The sequence below is a fragment of the Salmonella sp. 741265055_HSA genome (genome assembly GCF_046569525.1).
GTDB lineage: Bacteria > Pseudomonadota > Gammaproteobacteria > Enterobacterales > Enterobacteriaceae > Salmonella > Salmonella enterica.
The window spans coordinates 1-23,853 of sequence record NZ_JBKFSQ010000015.1; the positions used below are offsets into that span (position 1 = coordinate 1).

The 23,853-nt window shown below is 53.7% G+C and carries 20 protein-coding genes; 11 read left to right on the forward strand and 9 right to left on the reverse strand.

What is annotated here, in order from left to right; genetic code table 11:
- On the forward strand, positions 1 to 722 hold a 722-nt coding region (locus ACLD4K_RS10320; protein ID WP_411011807.1), incomplete at its 5' end, for a tyrosine-type recombinase/integrase.
- A 695-nt stretch (positions 723 to 1,417) separates the two neighbouring features.
- On the opposite strand, the gene ACLD4K_RS10325 is transcribed toward ACLD4K_RS10320, so the two are convergent.
- A complete protein-coding gene (locus ACLD4K_RS10325; protein WP_411011808.1) occupies positions 1,418 to 2,029 on the reverse strand; it encodes a TetR/AcrR family transcriptional regulator in 612 nt (203 codons plus the stop codon).
- 167 nt (positions 2,030 to 2,196) lie between these two features.
- Between ACLD4K_RS10325 and ACLD4K_RS10330 the strand changes: the two genes are divergently transcribed.
- Complete coding sequence (locus ACLD4K_RS10330) at positions 2,197 to 3,408, forward strand: MFS transporter (RefSeq protein WP_000217430.1); 1,212 nt, start codon at positions 2,197 to 2,199, stop codon at positions 3,406 to 3,408.
- The gene (locus ACLD4K_RS10335; protein ID WP_411011809.1) at positions 3,405 to 4,220 is read left to right on the forward strand and encodes a Cof-type HAD-IIB family hydrolase; all 816 of its coding nucleotides are present in this window, start codon (positions 3,405 to 3,407) and stop codon (positions 4,218 to 4,220) included. Before ACLD4K_RS10330 ends, ACLD4K_RS10335 begins: the two co-directional genes overlap by 4 nt.
- Positions 4,221 to 4,273: 53 nt before the next feature.
- On the opposite strand, the gene ACLD4K_RS10340 is transcribed toward ACLD4K_RS10335, so the two are convergent.
- On the reverse strand, positions 4,274 to 5,506 hold the full coding sequence (locus tag ACLD4K_RS10340) for an MFS transporter (protein ID WP_001181284.1): 1,233 nt from the start codon (positions 5,504 to 5,506) through the stop codon (positions 4,274 to 4,276).
- 312 nt (positions 5,507 to 5,818) lie between these two features.
- On the opposite strand from ACLD4K_RS10340, the gene ybjG reads away from it, so the two are divergent.
- Together ybjG and deoR are read left to right on the forward strand one after the other, a co-directional pair.
- Entirely contained in the window at positions 5,819 to 6,427 is a 609-nt protein-coding gene (gene ybjG / locus ACLD4K_RS10345; RefSeq protein WP_411011844.1) for an undecaprenyl-diphosphate phosphatase, read from the forward strand.
- Positions 6,428 to 6,498: 71 nt separating this feature from the next.
- Positions 6,499 to 7,257, forward strand: a complete 759-nt coding sequence (deoR, locus tag ACLD4K_RS10350; RefSeq protein ID WP_411011810.1) for a DNA-binding transcriptional repressor DeoR — start codon at positions 6,499 to 6,501, stop codon at positions 7,255 to 7,257.
- A gap of 43 nt (positions 7,258 to 7,300) precedes the next feature.
- On the opposite strand, the gene dacC is transcribed toward deoR, so the two are convergent.
- The gene (gene dacC / locus ACLD4K_RS10355; protein ID WP_111752986.1) at positions 7,301 to 8,503 is read right to left on the reverse strand and encodes a serine-type D-Ala-D-Ala carboxypeptidase; all 1,203 of its coding nucleotides are present in this window, start codon (positions 8,501 to 8,503) and stop codon (positions 7,301 to 7,303) included.
- 243 nt (positions 8,504 to 8,746) lie between these two features.
- Between dacC and ACLD4K_RS10360 the strand changes: the two genes are divergently transcribed.
- A complete protein-coding gene (locus ACLD4K_RS10360) occupies positions 8,747 to 9,373 on the forward strand; it encodes a glutathione S-transferase family protein (RefSeq protein ID WP_411011811.1) in 627 nt (208 codons plus the stop codon).
- Here the strand turns inward: ACLD4K_RS10360 and ACLD4K_RS10365 are convergent.
- The gene (locus ACLD4K_RS10365; protein ID WP_088730826.1) at positions 9,370 to 10,491 is read right to left on the reverse strand and encodes a PQQ-dependent sugar dehydrogenase; all 1,122 of its coding nucleotides are present in this window, start codon (positions 10,489 to 10,491) and stop codon (positions 9,370 to 9,372) included. The two genes, ACLD4K_RS10360 and ACLD4K_RS10365, sit on opposite strands and share 4 nt — an antisense overlap.
- Positions 10,492 to 10,609: 118 nt before the next feature.
- Complete coding sequence (gene bssR, locus ACLD4K_RS10370; protein WP_000259651.1) at positions 10,610 to 10,993, reverse strand: biofilm formation regulator BssR; 384 nt, start codon at positions 10,991 to 10,993, stop codon at positions 10,610 to 10,612.
- A gap of 230 nt (positions 10,994 to 11,223) precedes the next feature.
- Between bssR and rimO the strand changes: the two genes are divergently transcribed.
- Positions 11,224 to 12,549 (forward strand): 30S ribosomal protein S12 methylthiotransferase RimO, encoded by a 1,326-nt coding sequence (rimO, locus tag ACLD4K_RS10375; RefSeq protein WP_411011812.1) that lies wholly within the window; start codon positions 11,224 to 11,226, stop codon positions 12,547 to 12,549.
- 90 nt (positions 12,550 to 12,639) lie between these two features.
- On the opposite strand, the gene gsiD is transcribed toward rimO, so the two are convergent.
- The 4 genes from gsiD to gsiA are packed head-to-tail and all read right to left on the reverse strand — an operon-like array spanning position 12,640 to position 17,977.
- Positions 12,640 to 13,551 (reverse strand): glutathione ABC transporter permease GsiD, encoded by a 912-nt coding sequence (gene gsiD / locus ACLD4K_RS10380; protein WP_001236024.1) that lies wholly within the window; start codon positions 13,549 to 13,551, stop codon positions 12,640 to 12,642.
- Between the two features lie 2 nt (positions 13,552 to 13,553).
- Positions 13,554 to 14,474, reverse strand: a complete 921-nt coding sequence (gene gsiC, locus ACLD4K_RS10385; RefSeq protein ID WP_000936069.1) for a glutathione ABC transporter permease GsiC — start codon at positions 14,472 to 14,474, stop codon at positions 13,554 to 13,556.
- 60 nt (positions 14,475 to 14,534) lie between these two features.
- Positions 14,535 to 16,073, reverse strand: coding sequence for a glutathione ABC transporter substrate-binding protein GsiB (gene gsiB / locus ACLD4K_RS10390; protein WP_000191432.1), 1,539 nt, complete (start codon positions 16,071 to 16,073; stop codon positions 14,535 to 14,537).
- Between the two features lie 32 nt (positions 16,074 to 16,105).
- A complete protein-coding gene (gsiA, locus tag ACLD4K_RS10395; protein ID WP_411011813.1) occupies positions 16,106 to 17,977 on the reverse strand; it encodes a glutathione ABC transporter ATP-binding protein GsiA in 1,872 nt (623 codons plus the stop codon).
- Between the two features lie 249 nt (positions 17,978 to 18,226).
- Between gsiA and moeA the strand changes: the two genes are divergently transcribed.
- The 4 genes from moeA (at position 18,227) to ACLD4K_RS10415 (ending at position 23,826) form a co-directional block, all read left to right on the forward strand.
- Complete coding sequence (moeA, locus tag ACLD4K_RS10400) at positions 18,227 to 19,462, forward strand: molybdopterin molybdotransferase MoeA (RefSeq protein WP_001522974.1); 1,236 nt, start codon at positions 18,227 to 18,229, stop codon at positions 19,460 to 19,462.
- The gene (moeB, locus tag ACLD4K_RS10405; protein WP_000829280.1) at positions 19,462 to 20,211 is read left to right on the forward strand and encodes a molybdopterin-synthase adenylyltransferase MoeB; all 750 of its coding nucleotides are present in this window, start codon (positions 19,462 to 19,464) and stop codon (positions 20,209 to 20,211) included. Before moeA ends, moeB begins: the two co-directional genes overlap by 1 nt.
- A gap of 277 nt (positions 20,212 to 20,488) precedes the next feature.
- The gene (locus tag ACLD4K_RS10410) at positions 20,489 to 21,388 is read left to right on the forward strand and encodes a glycyl-radical enzyme activating protein (protein WP_350387354.1); all 900 of its coding nucleotides are present in this window, start codon (positions 20,489 to 20,491) and stop codon (positions 21,386 to 21,388) included.
- A 5-nt stretch (positions 21,389 to 21,393) separates the two neighbouring features.
- The gene (locus ACLD4K_RS10415) at positions 21,394 to 23,826 is read left to right on the forward strand and encodes a glycyl radical protein (RefSeq protein WP_411011814.1); all 2,433 of its coding nucleotides are present in this window, start codon (positions 21,394 to 21,396) and stop codon (positions 23,824 to 23,826) included.
- Positions 23,827 to 23,853 lie beyond the last annotated feature (27 nt).

A 23,853-nucleotide genomic window follows, 5' to 3' on the forward strand; every position in this document is an offset into this window, starting at 1 on the left:
CGCTAACCCCAAAGATGTTTGCTCACTACCGCGATAAGCGCCTAACTGGAAAGATTTATTTCAGCGAAAGATGGAAAAATGGCGCAAGCCCTGTAACGGTTAATCTTGAGCAAAGTTATTTAAGCGGTGCCTTTAATGAACTGATTCGCTTGGGCGAATGGCTTCAGCCAAACCCTCTTGAAAACATGCGTAAATTTACCATTGCTGAAAAGGAAATGGCCTGGCTTACGCATGATCAGATTGCAGAATTGCTGTATGACTGCCAGCACCAAAACAAGCTATTAACGCTAGTTGTTAAGATTTGCCTCAGCACAGGGGCAAGGTGGAGAGAAGCCGTCAACCTGACAAGATCGCAGGTAACGAAGTACCGCATTACGTTCACCAAGACTAAGGGTAAAAAAAATAGAAGTATCCCTATCAGCAAAGAACTTTATGAAGAGATCACAGCGCTAAAAGGATTCAAATTCTTTGACGATTACTACTTTCAGTTTGCTTCGGTGATGGATAAAACATCCATCATTCTGCCTCGTGGACAGCTAACACATGTCCTGCGCCATACTTTCGCCGCTCACTTTATGATGTCCGGTGGCAACATACTGGCGCTTCAAAAAATACTGGGACACCATGATATAAAGATGACAATGCGTTACGCCCACCTAGCCCCAGATCACCTTGAAACCGCGCTGAGGTTCAACCCGCTGGCAACAATGCAAGCGGCATAACGACCAAATATTAAAGGCCGCTGGAGGTGAACCCAGCGGCCTTACTTACGTTTCCACGCTCACTTAGAACCAGATCGCGCGAATCAGCTCAAGAAGGGCAGTTAGCGCCTTCAGAGCAATGATTGCAATATCTAAAATTGCTTTCATCCGTTTGCTCCCATAATAGGGAGCGCGTTTAGATGATTATACTCCTTACGTTGCCTGGATAATCACCCTCACTTCAAGTGTTAGTGGAAGTGTGACGCGCTCAAACCAAAAGTCTGACCCGACACCACTCGTAATCAGCCAGGGCTTATAAACATTTCCGCAAGCCATGCAGAAAATTCGAATTCCTTTTCGAGTAGTAAGTACTTTGGCTTAGCATATGCGTCACGTCACTAACGCCTTGGATTATAAGGTTATGAGCGATTGTTTCAACGAATAAGTAGTATTCAGACGTAAAAAAGCCCAACTGGTGAGGTTGGGCTTTTTTACAATCCTACTAGATTGGTAGTCTAGCGGGAAACGTCACACTTCCACTAACTGTCTATAGTTTACTTACAAAACCGCTATACCACAACTCACATGTTATGTTCTAGCGATTCAGAATTTATAACCTAATGGCGACAAAATGGCGGCAGGCGTTACCACTCGTCACCCTTAGACGCCCCTAACCACCTTTTTAAGTTATTGAATATTAGGTAAGTGTTTGTTTTTCAAAACCCATTTACATAAGTGGGTTTTTTGTTGCCCGACGCAGAGTGACACGACATTGACTCTCCGGCGATTCGCTTTACCATCTGTAAAATCGCTTCACGCGCCAGCGGCGTTCGATCCGTCACAAAATGCAGCGTCATCCCCTCGATAAACGCATCCAGCGCGCGGGCGGTCTGCGCGTCAAACCACTGCGCCAGCGTATTCTGGCTACGTAGCATCCAGTTTTGCATGACTATTTTTAACGCTGGCTTATCGCTGGCATAGGCATATAACTGATACATTAACGCCATATTATCCGGAGTCGTAACCTGCGAACCGTAAATCATTTCCGTTATCGCCTGGCACGCCCCCTCCGCATCCGTCACCTGCGCAAAAAAGTCCTGGTATTGACGAGACATGTTTTCGGTGAAAAGTGTAAAAGCTTCACTCAATAACGCATCCATACCGGCAAAATAGTAGGTCATTGAGCCAAGCGGCACCTGAGCGATAGCGGCGATTTTCCGGTGCGTCACGGCATGAACGCCATAGGTCTTTACCGCTTCCAGTGTGGCCTGAATTATTTTTTCCCGTCGCTTAGGATCATTAGCGCGTCTTACGGCATTTTCTTTCATGATGAGTTCCACATCTCATTCAGGATGCAGGCTATAGTAGCCTGCCGCTTACGCTGAAAAAACAGACAGTAAAAACTGTCTGCACAACGAAGTATGACGACGATATGTACAAATGTACACAAGCTTGCTAATGTTTACCTCTCGCTTCTATTTTCTGGCCTGACGCTATGACCGTCCTCTCCTCACGTAACGCCTTAAAACGCCGTACCTGGGCGCTGTTTATGTTCTTCTTTTTACCCGGACTGCTGATGGCCTCCTGGGCAACCCGAACGCCTGCTATTCGGGATATTCTTTCCGTCTCTACCGCGGAAATGGGGGCGGTCTTATTCGGGCTTTCTATCGGTTCAATGAGCGGTATTCTTTGTTCCGCCTGGCTGGTGAAACGATTTGGCACCCGAAAGGTTATTCGCACGACGATGACCTGCGCAGTAACCGGGATGGTTATTCTTAGCGTCGCGCTGTGGTGCGCCTCGCCGCTGATTTTTGCCCTTGGATTAGCTGTTTTCGGCGCCAGTTTTGGCGCCGCCGAAGTGGCGATTAATGTCGAAGGCGCGGCGGTCGAACGCGAGCTGAATAAAACCGTTCTGCCGATGATGCATGGTTTCTACAGTTTCGGCACGCTGGCGGGCGCTGGTGTCGGCATGGCGTTAACCGCATTAAGCGTCCCAGCTAACATCCATATCATCCTCGCGGCTGCCGTGGCGATCGCGCCCATTTTTATCGCCATTCGGGCGATCCCTGACGGTACGGGTAAAAACGCATCGGAAGATGCTCACCTTCAGGAAAAAGGATTACCTTTTTATCGGGACATCCAGCTTTTGCTTATTGGCGTGGTGGTGCTGGCAATGGCATTCGCCGAAGGCTCTGCGAATGACTGGCTGCCGCTACTGATGGTAGACGGACACGGTTTTAGCCCAACCTCCGGCTCTCTGATCTACGCCGGTTTCACGCTAGGTATGACCGTTGGCCGCTTTACCGGCGGCTGGTTTATTGACCGCTATAGCCGGGTGACGGTTGTTCGCGCCAGCGCGTTGATGGGAGCGCTGGGCATTGGCCTGATTATTTTTGTCGATAGCGACTGGGTCGCCGGCGTCTCGGTCATTCTTTGGGGCTTGGGCGCTTCGCTCGGCTTCCCGCTGACCATTTCCGCCGCCAGCGATACCGGTCCCGACGCGCCGACGCGCGTGAGCGTTGTCGCCACGACCGGCTATCTGGCGTTTTTGGTCGGGCCGCCGCTGTTGGGCTATCTGGGAGAGCACTATGGATTACGCAGCGCCATGATGGTTGTGCTGGCGCTGGTTATTCTGGCGGCGCTGGTGGCGAAGGCCGTCGCCAAACCTGTATCGACTCCGCAACCGGTGATGGAGCATAACGCATGAGTATCAAATTAATCGCCGTCGACATGGACGGCACTTTTCTGAGCGATCAAAAAACCTATAACCGTGACCGGTTTATGGCGCAGTACCAACAAATGAAGCGGCAAGGCATTCGCTTTGTCGTGGCCAGCGGCAACCAGTATTACCAGTTAATCTCCTTCTTTCCGGAAATTGCGCACGAAATCGCTTTTGTCGCGGAAAACGGCGGTTGGGTGGTCAGCGAAGGAGAGGATGTTTTTAACGGCGAGCTGACAAAAGCCGACTTCCAGACGGTTGTCGAACACCTGCTCACACGCGCCGATGTGGAGATTATCGCCTGTGGAAAAAACAGCGCCTACACGCTGAAACGGTACAATGATGCGTTAAAAGCCGTTGCGGCAATGTATTATCATCGTCTGGAGTTTGTGGATAATTTTAACAACATCAACGATGTCTTTTTCAAATTCGGCCTTAATATTACCGATGAACGGATACCGGAAGTACAGGCGGCGCTGCACGACGCCATTGGCGATATCATGGTCCCCGTTCATACCGGCTATGGCAGTATTGATTTAATAATTCCCGGCGTGCATAAGGCCAACGGCCTGCGTCTGTTACAGCAGCGCTGGGGCATTCATGATAGTGAAGTGGTGGTATTCGGCGACGGCGGCAACGATATTGAGATGCTACGTCAGGCCGGGTTTAGTTTTGCCATGTCGCACGCCAGCGAAGCGGTCGCGGCGGCGGCGAAATACCGCGCCGGATCGAACAACCAGGAAGGCGTGCTGGATATCATCGACAGCGTATTAAACAACGAGCCGCCGTTCAACGTCTAGCGGATGCCTCTCTATGCCTGATAACAGAAAGCTTATCAGGCGTAGCCGCTCTCTCAGACTGTTTGCAAATTGCCCGTCCGCTTATCTTTTAAGAAGACCAGCATCAGCAGTAGCCAAAGAATACCGTTTGCCAGATTAAACAGGCTAAATAGCCCATTGCCGCCGCTTAACCAGGCGTGTTTACTGACTTCAATACCAACGGTAAAAATCAGCATTTGTAGCATTCCCATCGCCGCCGAGACCGTTCCTTTACTCATATCGCTGGAAAAGAGCGTCAGACGCACCAGTCCGGCATTCGCCAGCCCAATGCCAAAAGCGTATACGCTTAATCCCGCCGTCATCCATAAATAAGCATGGGATGAAACCACCGTCGCCGCCGCGGCGATGATCAGCCCCGCGACGATAGGCCAGCCGCCCATCACGATCAGTGAGCGAACCGTACGTCGGGAGGTTAAACGCGCCAACACCAGATTACCGGCAATGAGCGCGCCAAAAACGGGCACCTGCAGCAGACCATATTCATAGCTGCTGAGCTGTTCGCCGCTAATGATGATAATCGGCGACTGCGCAATCCAGGCCAACAGCGGCAGGCTGACAAATCCCAGCGCTAACGCCCCTGCGACGAACCGCCGATTTTTTATCACCAGCCGATAGTCACGGCCCAGCGCCTTAAATGACAGCGTTTCGCCCCGCCGCGTGGCGGTCTCCGGCATTGCGCGCTGTAGCCCGAAAAAGGCGATAGCGGCCAGTGCGGCAAATAAAATAAACATTCCCTCCCACGGCAGAACATGCACCCATGCCGCCCCGACCAGTGGTCCCAGTAGCGGCGCGATTAACGCCACGTTCGCCATCAGCGCGGTAATTTTTATACACACCGCTTCCTCAAAGGATTCCTGAATCGCGGCATACCCTACAGCACCGATAAAACACAGGCTAATCCCTTGCAAAAAACGCAGGAAGGTAAATTGTTCGATGTTTTTCGCCAGTAACGTCGCCAGGCAGGTGACAATAAACCACACGACGCCCGCCAGCATCACAGGACGACGACCAATACGGTCAGACAACGGGCCAAGCAGCCACTGTAAGAACATACCGCCCGCCAGATAAGCGGTCATGGACGTCGGAACCCAGTCCAGGCCTGCCTGATACTGCTCAACCACCGCCAGCATACCCGGCTGGATCATGTCGTTGCCAATATAAGTAGAAAATTCGTACAGCACCAGACAGAGAGGAAAAAGCAGCGCCTGACGTCCCAGCCTGCCGCCTGATTGTAAACGATTCTGCATACCATCTCTTCGCCAATAAAAACCGCGCAGAGTGTAATGAAAGTCGGGGAACTGAGATAGCGAATTATGAGGCTGCAAGGGAAATAGCGCACATTTTTACAGAAAGCCGCTTATCGCTTGCGTACTTTAAGGTTAATTTAAGCTTGCGCCGTTATCATCGGCGTTATTTTATGCCATTGTCTTAAATCTCTTCATGTTGCCGCCAAATAAGACAATACTGCTTTTCCTCCCTGTTACGCTGCATTTATGCTCAGTTTGCACGGGGATGAGCTGGCTATCCCTTTTGATTTCATTGCTCCGAGCCTGGATGTTATGCTGGAAAACCTTAACAACTCGCTGTTTAATTTTATTAACGCCACGCCTGATTCCGCGCAGTGGACGATTTCGCTCGCTATCTTTATCGCCAAAGATGTCATCAACATCGTCCCGCTCTTAGCCGTGGTACTCTGGCTGTGGGGGCCCCGCGATCGGGTCTGCGCCCAGCGTCAGCTGATCGTTAAAATCGGCATCGCGCTGATTATCAGTCTGGCGGTCTCCTGGACAATGGGACACCTTTTCCCGCACGACCGTCCATTTGTCGATCATATCGGCTATAACTTCCTGCATCATGCCGCCGATGACTCGTTCCCCAGCGATCACGGCACGGTGATTTTTACCTTTGCGCTGGCGTTTTTGTTCTGGCACCGCCTCTGGTCAGGCATCGTGATGATGGCGATAGCCATGACCATCGCCTGGTCGCGCGTCTATCTCGGCGTACACTGGCCGTTAGATATGATTGGCGCACTGCTGGTAGCGATGCTTGGCTGCCTGAGCGCACAGCTGATCTGGCAATGGTACGGCGCGCCGCTCTACCAGGCGCTGCAACGTTGTTACCGTTTCTGTTTCGCATTGCCCATTCGAAAAGGCTGGGTACGTGACTAAATAGCGAAAAAAAGAGTAATATTAAGCGCTCTGTATGGTGCGGAGCGCTTATTTAACTCTCCAGGGGAACTATGGAAACGCGACGCGACGAGCGTATTGGTCAATTGCTGCAGGCCTTAAAACGCAGCGATAAACTTCACCTTAAAGAAGCCGCGACCCTGTTGGGCGTCTCTGAAATGACCATTCGTCGCGACCTGAACCATAAAAGCGCGCCTGTCGTGTTGCTGGGCGGCTATATCGTACTGGAGCCCCGCAGCGTTAGTCATTATCTGTTAAGCGATCAAAAATCTCGTCTGGTGGAAGAAAAACGCCGTGCCGCTCAGTTGGCTGCAGGCCTGGTACAAGCGCATCAAACGGTATTTATTGACTGTGGCACCACCACGCCGTGGATCATTGAAGCCATTGATAACGACCTTCCCTTTACGGCAGTGTGCTATTCACTTAATACCTTTCTGGCGCTGCAGGACAAACCCCATTGCCGCGCCATCCTCAGCGGCGGGGAGTTTCACGCCAGCAACGCCATTTTCAAACCGCTTGATTTCCATGAAACGTTAAACAATATTTGTCCGGATATCGCGTTTTATTCCGCCGCCGGCGTTCATACCAGTAAAGGCGCTACCTGCTTTAATCTGGAAGAACTGCCGGTAAAACATTGGGCGATGACAATGGCACAGAGCCATGTACTGGTGGTGGATCACAGTAAATTCGGCAAGGTACGCCCGGCGCGGATGGGGGAACTATCACGCTTTGATACGATTATCAGCGACCGCCGTCCCGATGATGCCTTTGTAGCTTACGCCAAAGAACAACATATTAACCTGATGTATTAACCGCCCGTTGCCGGATGCGGCGCGCACCCGGCAACGGGGTATTTTACGAGAACCAACTGCCAAACCACTGATGGAATTTCATCAGCACAAAATCCCACATCCGGCTGAAAAATCCGCCTTCGTCGACGTTTTCCATCACCATTAACGGACGTTGCTCAATGGATTTTCCGTTAAGCTGGAAATCGATAGTGCCGACAACCTGCCCTTTCTTCAACGGCGCCGTGAGCTGTGGTTCGTTCAGCGTAAAGCTGGCCTTCAGGTTTTTAAGCTGCCCACGCGGAATCGTCACAGACCCCGCATCGCCCGCCCCCAAATTGACCTCACGCTTATCGCCAAACCAGACCCGTTGCGTCACGAATGTCGCGTCAGGTTTAATCGGCGTGACCGTTTCAAAGAAGCGGAAACCCCAGGTCAGCAGTTTTTCTGACTCATTAAAACGAATACGGTCCGTTTTCGCCCCCAGCACGACAGAGATCAGGCGCATATCGCCCTGGGTGGCGGAGGCGACAAGGTTATACCCAGCGCCAGCCGTTGTCCCCGTTTTCATGCCGTCGACATGCAGATTGGTGCTCCACAACAGGCGGTTGCGGTTCGGTTGACGAATATTATTAAAAGTAAATTCTTTCTCTTTATGAATGGCGTATTCGTCAGGCACATCGTGAATCAAGGCCTTGCCGAGCAACGCCATATCGCGAGCGGTACTGAACTGCCCTGGCGCATCAAGACCGTGTACCGTCTGGAAGGTTGTATTCGTTAATCCCAGTCGTTTCGCATAAGCGTTCATCAGGCCGATAAAGGACTCCTGGCTTCCGGCGACGTAGTCGGCAAGCGCGATACAGGCATCATTACCTGACTGAATGATGATGCCTTTATTAAGATCCGCAACCGACACCTGATCGCCTGGCTTGAGAAACATCACCGACGACCCACGTAGCGCCGGGTTCCCCGTCGCCCAGGCATCTTTGCCCACCGTCACCATATCGGTCAGCTTGATTTTCCCTGCCTTCAGCGCCTGGCCCACCACGTAGCTGGTCATAATTTTTGTCAAACTGGCAGGGTCGAGTTTCTCATCGGCGTTGCCTTCCGCCAGTACTTTACCGCTGGCGTAATCCATTAAGATCCAGGCTCGCGCATCAACGCCCGGCGGCGCGATCGTTTGTTCCTCTGCCTTTACAGGCGAAGCGAAAAGGAATAAGAGAACCGAACCTGCCGCGAGGCTACGAAGGGAAGAAGCGTATTGCGTCATAGTACCACCCGAGTATCCATTCCAAAAACACACGTCACACCACCGTGTAATAAGTGCGGTGAGTAATAACGCACTCACGACGTTAAAGAAACCGTAACTTGGTAAAGTTTTTAAAGTTTATGCAATAACATCCCGTTACGCTTCCTTCATAACGATTTTTTTACAGACCATTGTGTAAATGTTAGGTTTATCTCACGGTAGGCCGATTACTGTCATCATCCTGATAAAACAGAAGGGGTTAATATGATTACGCTGTGGGGCCGGAACAACTCGACTAATGTTAAAAAAGTGTTGTGGACGCTTGAAGAGCTGGAACTGCCATACGATCAAATTCTGGCAGGCGGAAAATTCGGCGTTAACAAGGATGCCGACTATCTGGCGATGAATCCCAATGGGCTGGTGCCGCTGCTTAAAGATGATGAAACCGACCTGTTATTGTGGGAATCCAATGCCATTGTCCGCTATCTGGCGGCGCAATACGGCCAGAACCGGCTATGGGTTGATAATCCGGCGCGGCGTGCGGAGGGCGAAAAATGGATGGACTGGGCGAATCAAACGTTGAGCCCGGCGCACCGCGTGATCCTGATGGGACTGGTCAGAACCCCGCCGGAAAAACGCGACCAGGCGGCAATTGAAGCCGGTATCGAAAAGTGTGACAGCCTGTTTGCGCTTCTTGATGACGCTCTGGCCCACCAGCCGTGGTTCTCCGGGGATAACTTTGGCACCGGTGATATCGCTATTGCGCCTTTCGTCTATAACCTGCTGAACGTGGGTCTGAAGTGGACGCCGCGCCCGAATCTGGAACGCTGGTATCAGCAGCTTACCGAGCGCCCTGCTTTTCGCAAAGTGGTGATGATCCCGGTGACCTAACGCGTGGCTGCAGGACTTACCTTGAGTAACTGCCCGTCGGACTCATCGGTTAACACATATAAGTAGCCGTCAGGTCCGACACGCACATCCCGAATACGCTGCTTTCTGTCACCCAGAATACGGTCTTCTTCCGTCACCGTATTGCCATCGACGCGCATCACAATGACCTCTTTATCTTTTAGCGCACCGATAAACAGTTTGTGCCGCCACGGCGCAAAAACGTCGCTGGCATAAAAAGCCATCCCGCTGATCGCCGGAGAATCCTTCCAGTAGTAAACCGGTTGCTCCGTTCCCTCGACAATTTCACCTTTGGCTTCCGGCACTTTCAGACCACTATAGTTGACGCCCCACGTGGCCAGCGGCCAGCCATAATTTTTGCCTTTTTCCGGGATGTTAATTTCATCGCCGCCGCGCGGACCGTGTTCATGCAGCCATAGCGCGCCGCTCCAGGGATTGATGGCCAGCCCCTGCGGATTACGAATACCGTAAGACCAGATTTCCGGACGCGCGCCCGCCTGATGCACAAACGGATTATCCGGCGGAATTTCGCCCTGCCCGGTCAGGCGCACCAGCTTACCCTGTAATTTATCCAAATCCTGCGCGGTAGCGCGCTGGTTATTTTCACCCAGGGCAATAAAAAGAGATCCTTGCGCATCGAATACCATACGTCCGCCAAAATGGTTGCCGGTAGACAGCTTAGGCATCTGGCGAAACACGGTACGAAAATGCTCCAGACGCTGAAGATCGTCGCTCAGCCGTCCAAAACCGACTGCCGTACCGGCGTTTCCTTCGCGGTCAGCTTCAGCATAACTCAGCCAGACGCGGCGAGACTGGGCAAAATCAGGCGCCAGCACGACGTCCAGTAAACCTCCCTGCCCGTTTGCCCACACTTTCGGTACGCCAGCCAGCGGATCGGAAAGTCCCCGTCCCGCCTGCCAGTGGCGCAGTTGTCCCCCTTTCAGGGTAATGAGCATCCCACGGTTATCCGGCAAAAAAGCCAGCGACCACGGGTGATCGAGTCGGGTTTGCAGCACCTCAACGTTCACCGGCGCAAGATTGGCGTTCGCCCATGAAGAGAAAAGAGAGAATGAAACTACCGCGAGAAGTATTCGACGCATACCGCCTCCTTCAGGGCTCTGCGTTAAAGCGTAGTCAGCATCGCAAGAGGTCGGGTTTATTTTTACAAAACATTAAGCGGCGCGGTTCGGTAAAAAGGGGGAGTCGCCTCCCCCTTATTCAGACCTGTGTAAGCGGTGAATGTGCTTTCAGACTCTGAATACTCAGCGTCAAAGTTGTCAGACAGTTTTCAAGTTTATCTGCGTTGACGGCAATAAAGGTCGGACAATCATGGTGTCCGCTCATTAAACAAACGGCGGCGGCTGCAAGCGCGCCTTCGGCACGGCGCAGCGCGTTCCACTCTTCCTGATCGAGATGCAGTCCCTGCCGTAAAGCGTGATCGTGGAGCTCGCGATTCAGTTCAAAAAAATTGTCACGCAGAGTGTCACTTTCGCTGACTGACATATACCCCTTCGCTTTTCGCAATTGCAGATAAGCGGCAAGATCGATACGCGCGTTTATCAGCTTGTTGAGAAGATCGGTTCTCAGTCTGTCAACGACCATACCTTTTTTCCTCCTCTTTTCTACCAGGGTTCAACTTAATAGTATGGTCGTTTTTTAGACAAATGGGTGTCAGAGATCAAGAATTTTCTTAGAATTGCCCTTTTTCACCTTTTGCTGATAACCACAACGGTTGATGCCGCCGCTCCCGATGAGATTGCGATACAATTTTTGTTCGGATATCTGTAGAATCCCTGCCCTGACCATTCCAATAAATGAACACTTTTTAAGCTATGAGTAATGTACCCCCCCAGCCAAAGATCGGCTTCGTTTCCCTGGGCTGTCCGAAAAACCTCGTTGATTCGGAACGCATCCTGACTGAGCTGCGTACCGAAGGCTATGACGTTGTGCCACGCTATGACGATGCGGATATGGTTATCGTTAATACCTGTGGCTTTATTGACAGCGCGGTACAAGAGTCACTGGAAGCCATTGGCGAAGCGCTGAACGAAAACGGTAAGGTAATCGTCACCGGCTGCCTGGGCGCAAAAGAAGATCAGATCCGCGAAGTGCATCCGAAAGTACTGGAAATCACCGGGCCGCATAGCTATGAGCAAGTTCTGCAGCACGTACATCATTACGTACCGAAGCCGAAGCACAATCCATTTTTAAGCCTCGTACCGGAACAGGGTGTAAAACTGACGCCGCGCCATTATGCGTATCTGAAAATTTCTGAAGGCTGTAATCATCGCTGCACGTTCTGCATCATCCCGTCGATGCGCGGGGATCTGGTCAGCCGTCCGATTGGCGACGTATTAAGCGAAGCGAAACGTCTGGTTGATGCCGGGGTCAAAGAGATTCTGGTGATTTCGCAAGATACCTCCGCCTACGGCGTAGATGTGAAGCACCGCACCGGATTCCATAATGGCGAACCGGTGAAAACCAGTATGGTGAGCCTGTGCGAGCAGTTATCAAAACTGGGCGTCTGGACACGTCTGCACTACGTCTACCCCTACCCACACGTTGATGATGTGATTCCGCTAATGGCAGAAGGCAAAATCCTGCCTTATCTGGACATTCCGCTGCAACATGCCAGCCCGCGGATTCTTAAACTGATGAAACGTCCTGGTTCCGTTGACCGCCAGCTGGCGCGCATTAAGCAGTGGCGCGAAATCTGCCCGGAACTGACCCTACGCTCCACCTTTATTGTCGGCTTCCCCGGCGAAACGGAAGAAGACTTCCAGATGCTGCTCGACTTCCTGAAAGAGGCGCGCCTCGATCGTGTAGGCTGCTTCAAGTACAGCCCGGTGGAAGGCGCAGGCGCGAATGAGCTGCCGGATCAGGTGCCGGAAGAGGTGAAAGAAGAGCGCTGGAACCGCTTTATGCAACTGCAACAGCAAATCTCCGCTGAGCGCTTGCAGGAAAAAGTGGGCCGCGAAATTCTGGTGATCGTTGATGAGGTTGACGAAGAAGGCGCTATCGGGCGTAGCATGGCGGATGCGCCGGAAATTGACGGCGCGGTCTATTTGAACGGCGAAACCAACGTCAAGCCGGGCGATATCGTGCGCGTGAAAGTGGAAAACGCCGACGAATATGATTTGTGGGGCAGTCGGGTTTAACGCCACCTCCCCCGGCGCGGGTGCCGGATGTGTTATCCCGCCTGACGAGCCCGTTCCAGGCCCGCCAGGCGTCAACGCCACCGGGCTGGCTTACCCCTTAATCTTCGGGTCCAGCGCATCGCGCAACCCGTCGCCTAACAGGTTAAACGCCAGCACAGTCAGGAAAATCGCCACCGCCGGGAAGAGCGCTACGTGCGGCGCGATGACCATATCCGCCCGCGCTTCATTGAGCATCGCTCCCCACTCCGGCGTTGGCGGCTGCGCGCCTAATCCGAGAAATGACAGGCTTGCCGCGGAAATAATTGACGTACCGATACGCATCGTAAAGAAAACCACAATTGACGAGACCGTTCCCGGCAAGATATGGCTAAACAAAATCGTCGTGTCGCTGGCGCCGATACTGCGGGCAGACTCAATAAACGTCTGCTGTTTTAAGACCAGAGTATTTCCGCGCACCAGACGAGCAAACGCCGGAATAGAGAAAATCGCCACCGCAACAATCACGTTAGCAATACCGCTGCCTAACACCGCCACAACGGCAATCGCCAGCAAAATGCCGGGGAAGGCGAACAGCACATCGCAAATGCGCATAATGAAACGATCCCACCAGCCTTCATAATATCCCGCCAGCAATCCCAACACCGTACCGATTATCGCGCCGATAAATACCGCGAACACGCCCGCCGCCAGTGAGATCTGTGCCCCAACGAGAACCCGGCTAAAGATGTCTCTTCCCAGCGAGTCAACGCCAAACCAGTGCTGCAAAGAGGGGCCATTGTTCAGGCTATCGTAGTCAAAATAGTTTTCCGCATCGTAGGGCGTCAGCCAACGGGCAAAAATCGCCACCAGAATTAACGCCAGTACGAATCCCCCGGCGACCAACGCGACATGCTGGCGGCGAAAACGACGCCAGAACTCCCGCCACGGCGTGCGTATCTGGTCGGGTTTTACCACCGGCATAGCATGTAAAATCGCCTGACGGCGCCAGTTAAATAATCGCATCCTTACTTATACCTGATAGCCGGATTAATGGCGGCATAGAGGACATCCACCACTAAGTTGATAAGAATAAATTCCAGAGAAAACAGCAGCACTTCCGCCTGAATCACGGGGTAGTCGCGCATGTCGACGGAGTCGACCAGTAATCGCCCAAGCCCCGGCCAGTTAAACACTTTTTCGACGACGATCGATCCGCCAAGCAGAAAGCCAAATTGCAATCCCATCATGGTGACGACCGGGATCATCGCATTGCGCAGGCCATGTTTTAACACCACCCACGTTTCACTGACGCCTTTCGCCCGCGCGGTCCTCATGTAATCCTCGCTCAGGACATCGACAAACGAGGAGCGCGTAAAACGCGCCATGACGGATGCCACCGCCGCGCCAAGCGTCAGGGAGGGTAAAATATAATGTTGCCAACTATCCGCCCCCACGGTCGGTAGCCAGCCCAGATCCACGGAAAAAATCTGCATTAACAACATTCCCAGCGCAAAAGCCGGGAAAGAAATGCCGGTCACGGCAAGCGTCATTCCTACCCGGTCAGGCCAGCGATTACGCCACACGGCGGCGGCGATGCCGATCGCCATGCCAAACAGAACCGCCCATATCATACTGGTTATCGTCAGCCACAGCGTCGGCAAAAAGCGGCTGGCGATCTCCTCAGAAACCGGGCGGCGGGAAACCATTGACGTACCGAAATCGCCTTGTAAAACATGGGTGATGTAACGCCAAAACTGGACATGAAGCGGCTGATCAAGCCCCAGCTGCTGACGAACCAGCGCGATCACCTGCGCGTCGGCTTCTGGTCCGGCTATCAGCCGCGCCGGGTCGCCGGGCAACAAATGAACAAATAAAAACACCAGCACTGCCACAATCAACAGCGTAGGAATTAATCCCAGCAGGCGCTTGAGAACATAGTTAAGCATCACACGAACCTTTTACCGGATGGCGGACAACGCGCGCGCCATCCAGCCCCATCGCATTACTTACTTCAAATCCGCATCGTCAAAGCTGAAACCGGTATCCGGCATAATCCAGAAACCGGTCAAATTTTTACTGTGCGCAGAAACCAATTTCTCCACCACCAACGGTATCCAGGGCGACTCTTTCCAGATAATATCCTGCGCCTCTTTGTACAATCGTGTTTTCTCCTGCGGATCGTTGGTCTTTAAGGCCGCCGCCAAATCGCTGTCGACCTGCTTGTTGCTGTAAAAAGCGGTATTAAACTGCGTCGGCGGCCAGTTTTGTGATGCGAAGAGCGGCGATAACGCCCAGTCAGCTTCGCCCGTCGACGCCGACCAGCCGGTATAGAACATTCGCACACCGCTCTCTTTTTGCCCTTTGCCCTCGACTTCCGCGGCGCGCTGGCCGGCGTCCATCGCGGTTATCCGGGCTTTAATGCCAATCTGCGCCAGTTGCTGTTGGGTAAACTGCAACACTTTTTGCGCGGTGCTATGGTTGTGCGATGACCACAGCGTGGTACTGAAACCGTCTGGATACCCCGCCTCTTTCAACAGTTCGCGCGCTTTAGCCGGATCATAGGGCCACGGCTGATAGCTTTGCGCATAGGCTATCGACGGCGGCACCACGCCCGTCGCCGGCGTGGCGTATCCGGCAAACGCCACTTTAACCAGCGCCTGACGATTGATAGCGTAATTCAACGCCTCACGCACCTTAGGATTATCAAACGGCTTCTGCGTCACATTCATACTGATATAACGCTGCATAATGGACGGGCTGGCGACCAGTTCGAGGTTTTTATTTTTCGCCAGTAACGCGGCCTGCTCATAAGGGATAGGAAAAGCAAATTGCGCTTCGCCAGTTTGCAGCATCGCCGCGCGGGTATTGTTGTCAGTAACCGGACGCCAGGTAATAGAATCCAGCTTGGGTAAGCCCTGCTGCCAGTAACCGGCGAACTTCTTCACTTTGACAAAGTCGGTCTGATTCCAGGTTTCAAGCTGGTATGGACCGGTACCGACCGGATGAAAACCAATATCCTTGCCATATTTTTCCAGCGCTTGCGGCGAGATCATCGCCGTCGCCGGGTGCGCCAGAATATTAATGAAAGCGGAGAACGGCTGTTTCAGGGTAATTTTTACCGTTGCCGGGTCGACAACCTCCGTTTTTGCGATATTTTTATACAGGTTATAACGCTTGAGGTGGTTATCCGGATTGCTGGCGCGATCGAGATTCGCTTTTACCGCCGCCGCATTAAAATCCGCGCCGTCCTGAAATTTCACCCCCTGCCGTAGGGTAATGGTGTAGGTCAGACCGTCATCAGAAACGGTATAGCCTTCCGCCAGGACGTTTTTTACCTTCATGTCTTTATCCAGGCCAAACAGCCCCTGATAAAATGACTTCGCCACCGCCTGCGAGAGTGTATCGTTGGCGTCATACGGATCGAGCGTGGTGAAATTAGACCCTACAGCCACCACCACATCTTTGGCCGCCAGGGCCGGAAAAGCCGCAATGGATGAGGCCAGTCCCAGCGCCGCCAGCCATTTATGCGTAATAAATTGCGTCATGTTGTTCTCCTGAAACCCTGCCTGTCTGAATGTTATAAGCGCGAGAGCGCATTATCCTGCAGCGGCCGCGCAACATAATGTCCCGGCCCGACCAACTGTAATGAAACGGCGGGCGTCTCTTCGCCACGTTTATGAATATTGCTGGGTATATCATCTGATAGCAGAACGCGCCGCGGCCGGTGTCTGGAAGGATCGGCAACCGGCACCGCCGCCATCAATTTACGCGTATAAGGATGCTGCGGATTTTCAAAAACGGCGCGCCGCGGCCCCATCTCAACAATTTGACCAAGATACATCACCGCCACGCGATGGCTAATTCGCTCCACGACCGCCATATCATGCGAAATAAACAGGTAGGCGATCCCCATTTCCCGTTGTAAATCGAGCAGTAAATTAATGATCTGTCCGCGAACGGAAACATCCAGCGCGGAGACCGCCTCATCGGCAATAATCACTTTAGGATTCAATGCCAGCGCGCGAGCAATGCAGATGCGCTGACGTTGACCGCCGGAAAACTCGTGCGGATAACGCCAGGCATGTTCAGGACGTAATCCGACACGCTCAAGCAACCAGGCCACGCGCTTTGCCGCAGCGTCCCCCTGCCCCAGACCATGAATCCGTAAAGGTTCCATAATGGAATACCCCACGGTCTGGCGCGGGTCGAGCGAGGCGTAAGGGTCCTGGAAAATACACTGAATATCGCGGCGCAACGGCTGGAGTTTACCCGCAGACAGCGTGTCAATGCGCTGGCCGTTAAAGATAATCTCCCCCTGCCGGGATTCAACCAACCGCAGCAGCGCGCGTCCGGTCGTCGATTTTCCGCTACCGGACTCGCCCACCAGCGATAACGTTTCGCCAGGCCAGAGATCGAAACTGATATTCTCAACGGCATGAACTTCACGCGTAACGCGATTAAAGAGACCGCTACGCAGCGGGAATCGCGTCACCAGCCCCCGAACCTGGAGAATAGGCTCGCCTTCCACCACCGTGTCTTGCTCAATCTGCGATTCATAAAGGGCTGGTTCGTCAGCGGAAATCAACGGGAAACGGCGTGGCAGCGAGTGGCCGCGCATCGCGCCAAGCTGAGGGACGGCGGCCAGCAACGTTTGGGTATAAGGATGCGTCGGCGCATGGAAAATCTGCTCTACGCTGCCGGTTTCCACGGCCTCGCCCTGATACATCACCAGCACGCGATCGGCAATATCCGCCACGACGCCCATGTCGTGGGTGATAAAAATCACGCCCATCGACATCTCTTGCTGCAACACTTTGATAAGTTGCAGAATTTGCGCCTGGATAGTGACATCCAGCGCCGTGGTGGGTTCATCGGCAATCAATACCGCCGGACGGCAGGATAGCGCCATCGCGATCATGACTCGCTGGCGCATCCCGCCGGAAAGCTGATGCGGATAACGCGATAAAATCGCCTGCGACTCCGGGATCCGTACCTGATCGAGCATACGTTTCGCTTCCGCCAGCGCCTCTTCGTGGCTGGCGCCCTGATGCAAACGAATAGATTCGGCAATTTGCTCGCCAACGGTAAATACCGGGTTGAGCGAGGTCATTGGCTCCTGGAAAATCATGGCGATATCCGCGCCGCGCACACGCCGCATCTGCGCGTCACTCTGCTCAGACAACTCAATCACCTGGCGATTACGCCGACGCAACAGCATTTCGCCGCAGCGCACGTTTGCGCCCGACTGCTCAATCAGCCGCATTAACGCCAGCGCCGTCACCGATTTTCCCGATCCCGACTCGCCGACAATCGCCAGAGTCTCTCCACGCTTCAGGCGTAATGACACATTACGCACGGCGTCTACCTGTTGCCCTTCGTGGTGAAACGCGATATTCAGGCTACTGACGGACAGAACATCGCGGCTATCCAGTTCATCGCTGTGCGGCACCTGCGGCTCCTTATTCCCGGTAAATTCCTGTGCCAGGCGTATCCCTATTCAGGCGCTGTTCACGGTGGCACACAACTTTTACTATAACTATCAGAATTGTTGTGAGTTATTCATTCGATTTTTGAATATAGAAAGATGCGTAAGGTATGTAAAGGCGCAAGGCCGTCTCTAAGACCGAGGTAGCATACTGCCCGCCACTGTTTTCTGACATAATAGCCGGATTCGATTTTGCCTCGCAGGAGTATGTTCATGGAATTTTCCGCCGGATTGATGCCGCTTGAAACGGCGCTGACCCAGATGCTTTCACGTATTACCCCGCTCACCGCCGTAGAAACGTTGCCGCTGGTGAACTGCTTTGGCCGCATCCTGGCGACCGATATCGTTTCTCCCCTCGATGTTCCCGGCTTTGATAATTCAGCTATGGATGGTTATGCGGTACGCGTGGCGGATTTGTCCGCCGATAAGCCGCTGCCCGTCGCCGGCAAAGCATTTGCCGGTCAGCCTTACCAGGGAGAGTGGCCTGCGGGCACCTGCATTCGCATTATGACCGGCGCCCCGGTGCCGACAGGTTGCGAGGCGGTAGTTATGCAAGAGCAGACGGAACAAACCGATGACGGCGTGCGTTTTACCGCCGATGTTCGTTGCGGACAAAACATCCGCCGCCGCGGCGAGGATATTCGCCAGGATGCGGTGGTCTTTCCGGCCGGTACACGCCTGACTACTGCCGAACTGCCGGTGCTGGCGTCGCTGGGAATTGCCGATGCGCAGGTTGTACGTAAAGTGCGCGTAGCGCTGTTCTCGACCGGCGACGAGCTCCAGCTTCCGGGCCAGCCGCTGGAGGCGGGACAAATTTATGACACTAACCGTCTAACTATACATTTGATGCTGCAACAGCTTGGCTGCGAAGTGATCAATTTAGGCATTATTCCTGACGATCCCGGTAAGCTTCGCGCCGCGTTTATCGACGCCGACAGCCAGGCCGATGTAGTGATAAGCTCCGGCGGCGTCTCGGTTGGTGAAGCGGACTATACCAAAACCATCCTTGAGGAGTTGGGCGAAATCGCCTTCTGGAAGCTGGCTATCAAGCCAGGCAAACCGTTTGCCTTCGGCAAACTCAGTAATAGCTGGTTCTGTGGCCTGCCGGGGAATCCAGTCTCTGCGGCGCTCACTTTTTATCAACTGGTTCAGCCTTTACTGGCGAAGCTTGGCGGCAACACGGCAAGCGCTGTACCGCCGCGCCAGCGTGTACGCACAACATCTCGCCTGAAGAAAACGCCGGGGCGTCTCGATTTCCAGCGCGGCATCCTGCAACGTAGCGCCAACGGCGAACTGGAGGTCACGACCACCGGGCACCAGGGTTCACATATTTTCAGCTCGTTTAGTCTGGGCAACTGCTTTATTGTGCTGGAGCGTGAACGCGGCAATGTTGAGCCGGGAGAATGGGTGGAAGTCGAGCCGTTTAATGCTCTGTTCGGAGGCCTGTAATGGCGGAACTTAGCGACCAGGAGATGCTGCGCTATAACCGACAAATTATTCTGCGCGGCTTCGATTTTGAAGGGCAGGAAGCGTTAAAAGATGCGCGGGTATTAGTGGTCGGGCTAGGCGGACTCGGCTGCGCGGCAACGCAGTATCTGGCCGGCGCTGGCGTCGGGCAACTGACGCTACTCGATTTTGATACCGTTTCCGTTTCCAATCTCCAGCGTCAAACCTTGCACAGCGACGCCACGGTCGGGCAGCCAAAGGTAGAGTCCGCCCGCGACGCGCTGGCGCGAATCAACCCGCATATTACCATTACGCCCGTTAACGCGCGGCTGGACGACGACGCTATGACCAGCCTGATTGCCGGGCATTCGCTGGTACTGGACTGTACCGATAACGTTAGCGTACGTAATCAACTTAACGCCGGGTGCTATACCGCGAAAGTGCCGCTAATCTCCGGCGCGGCAATTCGTATGGAAGGACAAGTTACCGTCTTTACGTATCGGGAAAACGAACCCTGTTACCGCTGCCTGAGCCGTCTGTTTGGCGAAAACGCTCTGACCTGCGTAGAGGCAGGGGTGATGGCGCCGCTGATTGGTGTGATCGGTTCGCTACAGGCAATGGAGGCCATTAAGCTGCTGGCGCATTACGGTCAGCCTGCCAGCGGAAAAATCGTCATGTACGATGCGATGACCTGTCAGTTCCGCGAAATGAAGTTGATGCGCAACCCCGGCTGTGAGGTCTGCGGGCAGTAGCCACTTTACGGATAAACATACCGAAGCACGGTTTATGGCCGTGCTGTATCAACAGATAATTACTGTCATCAGACGCAAAGCCAGCTTACCCAAGCTCCGACTGACGATCGGCTCAAGCAGCGCGGCATCATCTTAAACGCCATATCACAGCCTCAACCCGTGATGTTGTACCTCATTTAACGCCTCTTTGTCAGAACCTCTCCATTCGTTGACGCACATCAAGATAACTTTCATTCGAAAGTAATTTAATCTTTATATGAAATAAGAGAGGCCGTTTATGATCTTCAATATTCAGCGCTATTCTACCCACGATGGCCCCGGTATCCGTACCGTAGTATTTCTCAAAGGCTGTTCGTTGGGCTGTCGCTGGTGCCAGAACCCGGAAAGCCGCGCCCGCGCTCAGGATCTGTTATACGACGCGCGGCTGTGTCTCGAAGGATGCGACCTGTGCGCGCAAGCCGCGCCGGACGTCATTGAGCGCGCGCTAAACGGCCTGCTCATCCATCGCGAGAAACTGACCGACGCCCATTTTTCCGTCCTGGCGCATTGCTGCCCCACACAGGCGTTAACCGTGTGCGGCGAAATAAAAAGCGTGGATGAGATCATGGCGACGGTACTGCGCGATAAACCTTTTTACGATCGCAGCGGCGGCGGTCTTACGCTTTCCGGCGGCGAACCGTTTATGCAGCCGGAACTAGCGGCAGAGCTGTTTAAAGCCAGCCATGACGCCGGTATTCATACAGCGGTTGAGACCTGTCTGCATGTCCCATGGAAATACATTGCGCCCTCACTGCCTTATATCGATCTGTTTCTGGCTGATTTGAAACATGTCGCCGACGGGCCGTTTAAGCAGTGGACCGATGGCAGCGCCTCGCGGGTGCTGGAAAATCTCAGGAAACTCGCCGCCGCGGGCAAAAAAATGGTGATTCGCGTCCCGCTGATTCAGGGATTTAATGCCGATGAGGAGGCCATTAAAGCCATTACCGACTTTGCCGCCGACGAACTGCACGTCGGGGAAATTCATTTTCTGCCCTACCACACGCTGGGCATCAATAAATACCACTTACTCAGTCAGCCCTATCATGCCCCGGATAAACCACTGGATGCGCCGGCGTTACTTGATTTTGCCCAGAAGTACGCCAGCCAAAAAGGTTTAACCGCGACCCTACGAGGATAATTATCATGACCCAACTGAAACTGGACACGCTCAGCGACCGCATTAAGGCGCACAAAACCGCGCTGGTACATATCGTGAAACCGCCGGTCTGTACCGAGCGCGCGCAGCATTATACCGAAATGTACCAGCAGCATCTGGATAAACCGATTCCGGTACGCCGCGCGCTGGCGCTGGCCCATCACCTGGCGGAACGCACTATCTGGATAAAACACGATGAACTGATCGTCGGCAACCAGGCAAGTGAAGTCCGCGCCGCGCCGATTTTCCCGGAATATACCGTCTCGTGGATTGAAAAAGAGATCGACGACCTGGCAGACCGGCCTGGCGCAGGTTTTTCCGTAAGTGAAGAAAACAAGCGTATTCTGCACGACGTCTGTCCGTGGTGGCGCGGTCAAACCGTCCAGGATCGCTGCTACGGCATGTTTACCGATGAACAAAAAGGGCTTCTGGCGACTGGCATTATCAAAGCCGAAGGCAATATGACCTCCGGTGACGCGCACCTGGCGGTGAACTTCCCGCTGCTGCTGGAAAAAGGGCTTGATGGCCTGCGCGATAAAGTCGCCGAGCGCCGCTCACGCATCAACCTGACCGTGCTGGAAGATCTGCATGGCGAGCAGTTCCTGAAGGCGATTGATATTGTGCTGGACGCGGTAAGCCAGCACATCACGCGCTTTGCCGCGCTGGCGCGCCAGATGGCAGGCGAAGAGTCCCGTGAAAGCCGTCGTAAAGAGCTACTTACCATCGCCGAAAACTGCGAGGTGATCGCCCACCAACCGCCGCAGACCTTCTGGCAAGCACTGCAATTGTGCTACTTCATCCAACTGATTCTACAAATTGAGTCTAACGGTCACTCGGTGTCATTTGGTCGTATGGACCAGTATCTTTACCCCTATTATCGTCGCGATGTCGAACTAAACCAGACGCTGGATCGTGAGCTCGCCATTGAACTGCTGCACAGCTGCTGGCTGAAACTGCTGGAAGTAAACAAGATCCGTTCCGGTTCGCACTCTAAAGCTTCCGCGGGCAGCCCGCTGTATCAAAACGTCACCATTGGCGGTCAGAATCTCATCAACGGTCAGCCAATGGACGCAGTGAATCCGCTGTCTTACGCCATTCTGGAGTCCTGTGGACGTCTGCGTTCTACCCAGCCCAACCTCAGTGTGCGTTATCACGCCGGAATGAGTAACGACTTCCTTGACGCCTGCGTCCAGGTCATCCGCTGCGGCTTTGGGATGCCGGCGTTTAACAATGATGAAATCGTCATCCCGGAATTTATCAAGTTGGGGATCGAACCGCAGGACGCTTACGATTACGCGGCGATCGGCTGTATCGAAACCGCCGTTGGCGGGAAATGGGGTTATCGCTGCACCGGCATGAGCTTTATTAACTTCGCCCGCGTCATGCTGGCGGCGCTGGAAGGCGGTCGCGACGCCACCAGCGGCAAGGTATTTCTGCCGCAGGAAAAGGCGCTCTCCGCAGGCAACTTTAACAATTTTGACGAAGTGATGGCCGCCTGGGATACCCAAATTCGCTACTACACGCGCAAATCGATCGAAATTGAGTATGTGGTCGACACCATGTTGGAAGAGAACGTCCACGATATTCTCTGCTCAGCGCTGGTAGACGACTGTATTGAACGCGCGAAGAGTATCAAGCAAGGCGGCGCTAAATATGACTGGGTATCCGGTCTGCAGGTCGGTATCGCCAACCTGGGCAACAGCCTCGCTGCCGTGAAAAAACTGGTCTTCGAACAGGGCGTTATCGGTCAACAGCAGCTTGCCGCCGCGCTGGCCGATGACTTTGACGGGCTGACCCATGAGCAGCTGCGCCAGCGTCTGATTAACGGCGCGCCGAAGTACGGTAACGACGATGACAGTGTCGATACCCTGCTGGCGCGCGCTTATCAGACTTATATCGACGAACTGAAGCAGTACCATAACCCGCGCTACGGTCGTGGCCCTGTGGGCGGCAACTATTACGCCGGTACGTCCTCTATCTCAGCAAACGTGCCATTTGGCGCCGCGACTATGGCTACCCCGGATGGTCGCAAAGCGCATACACCGCTGGCGGAAGGCGCAAGCCCTGCATCGGGTACGGATCATCTCGGCCCGACGGCGGTGATTGGTTCCGTAGGCAAATTACCTACCGGTTCCATTCTCGGCGGCGTGCTGCTCAACCAGAAACTGAACCCAACGACGCTGGAAAACGAATCCGACAAACAGAAACTGATGGTTCTGCTACGGACGTTCTTTGAGGTGCATAAAGGCTGGCATATTCAGTACAACATCGTGTCACGCGAAACGCTGCTGGATGCGAAAAAACATCCGGACCAGTACCGCGATCTGGTCGTGCGTGTGGCAGGCTACTCCGCCTTCTTCACCGCGCTGTCGCCGGACGCGCAGGACGATATCATCGCCCGTACCGAACATATGCTGTAATTTGCCCAAGCGCCATCGGCAATATGC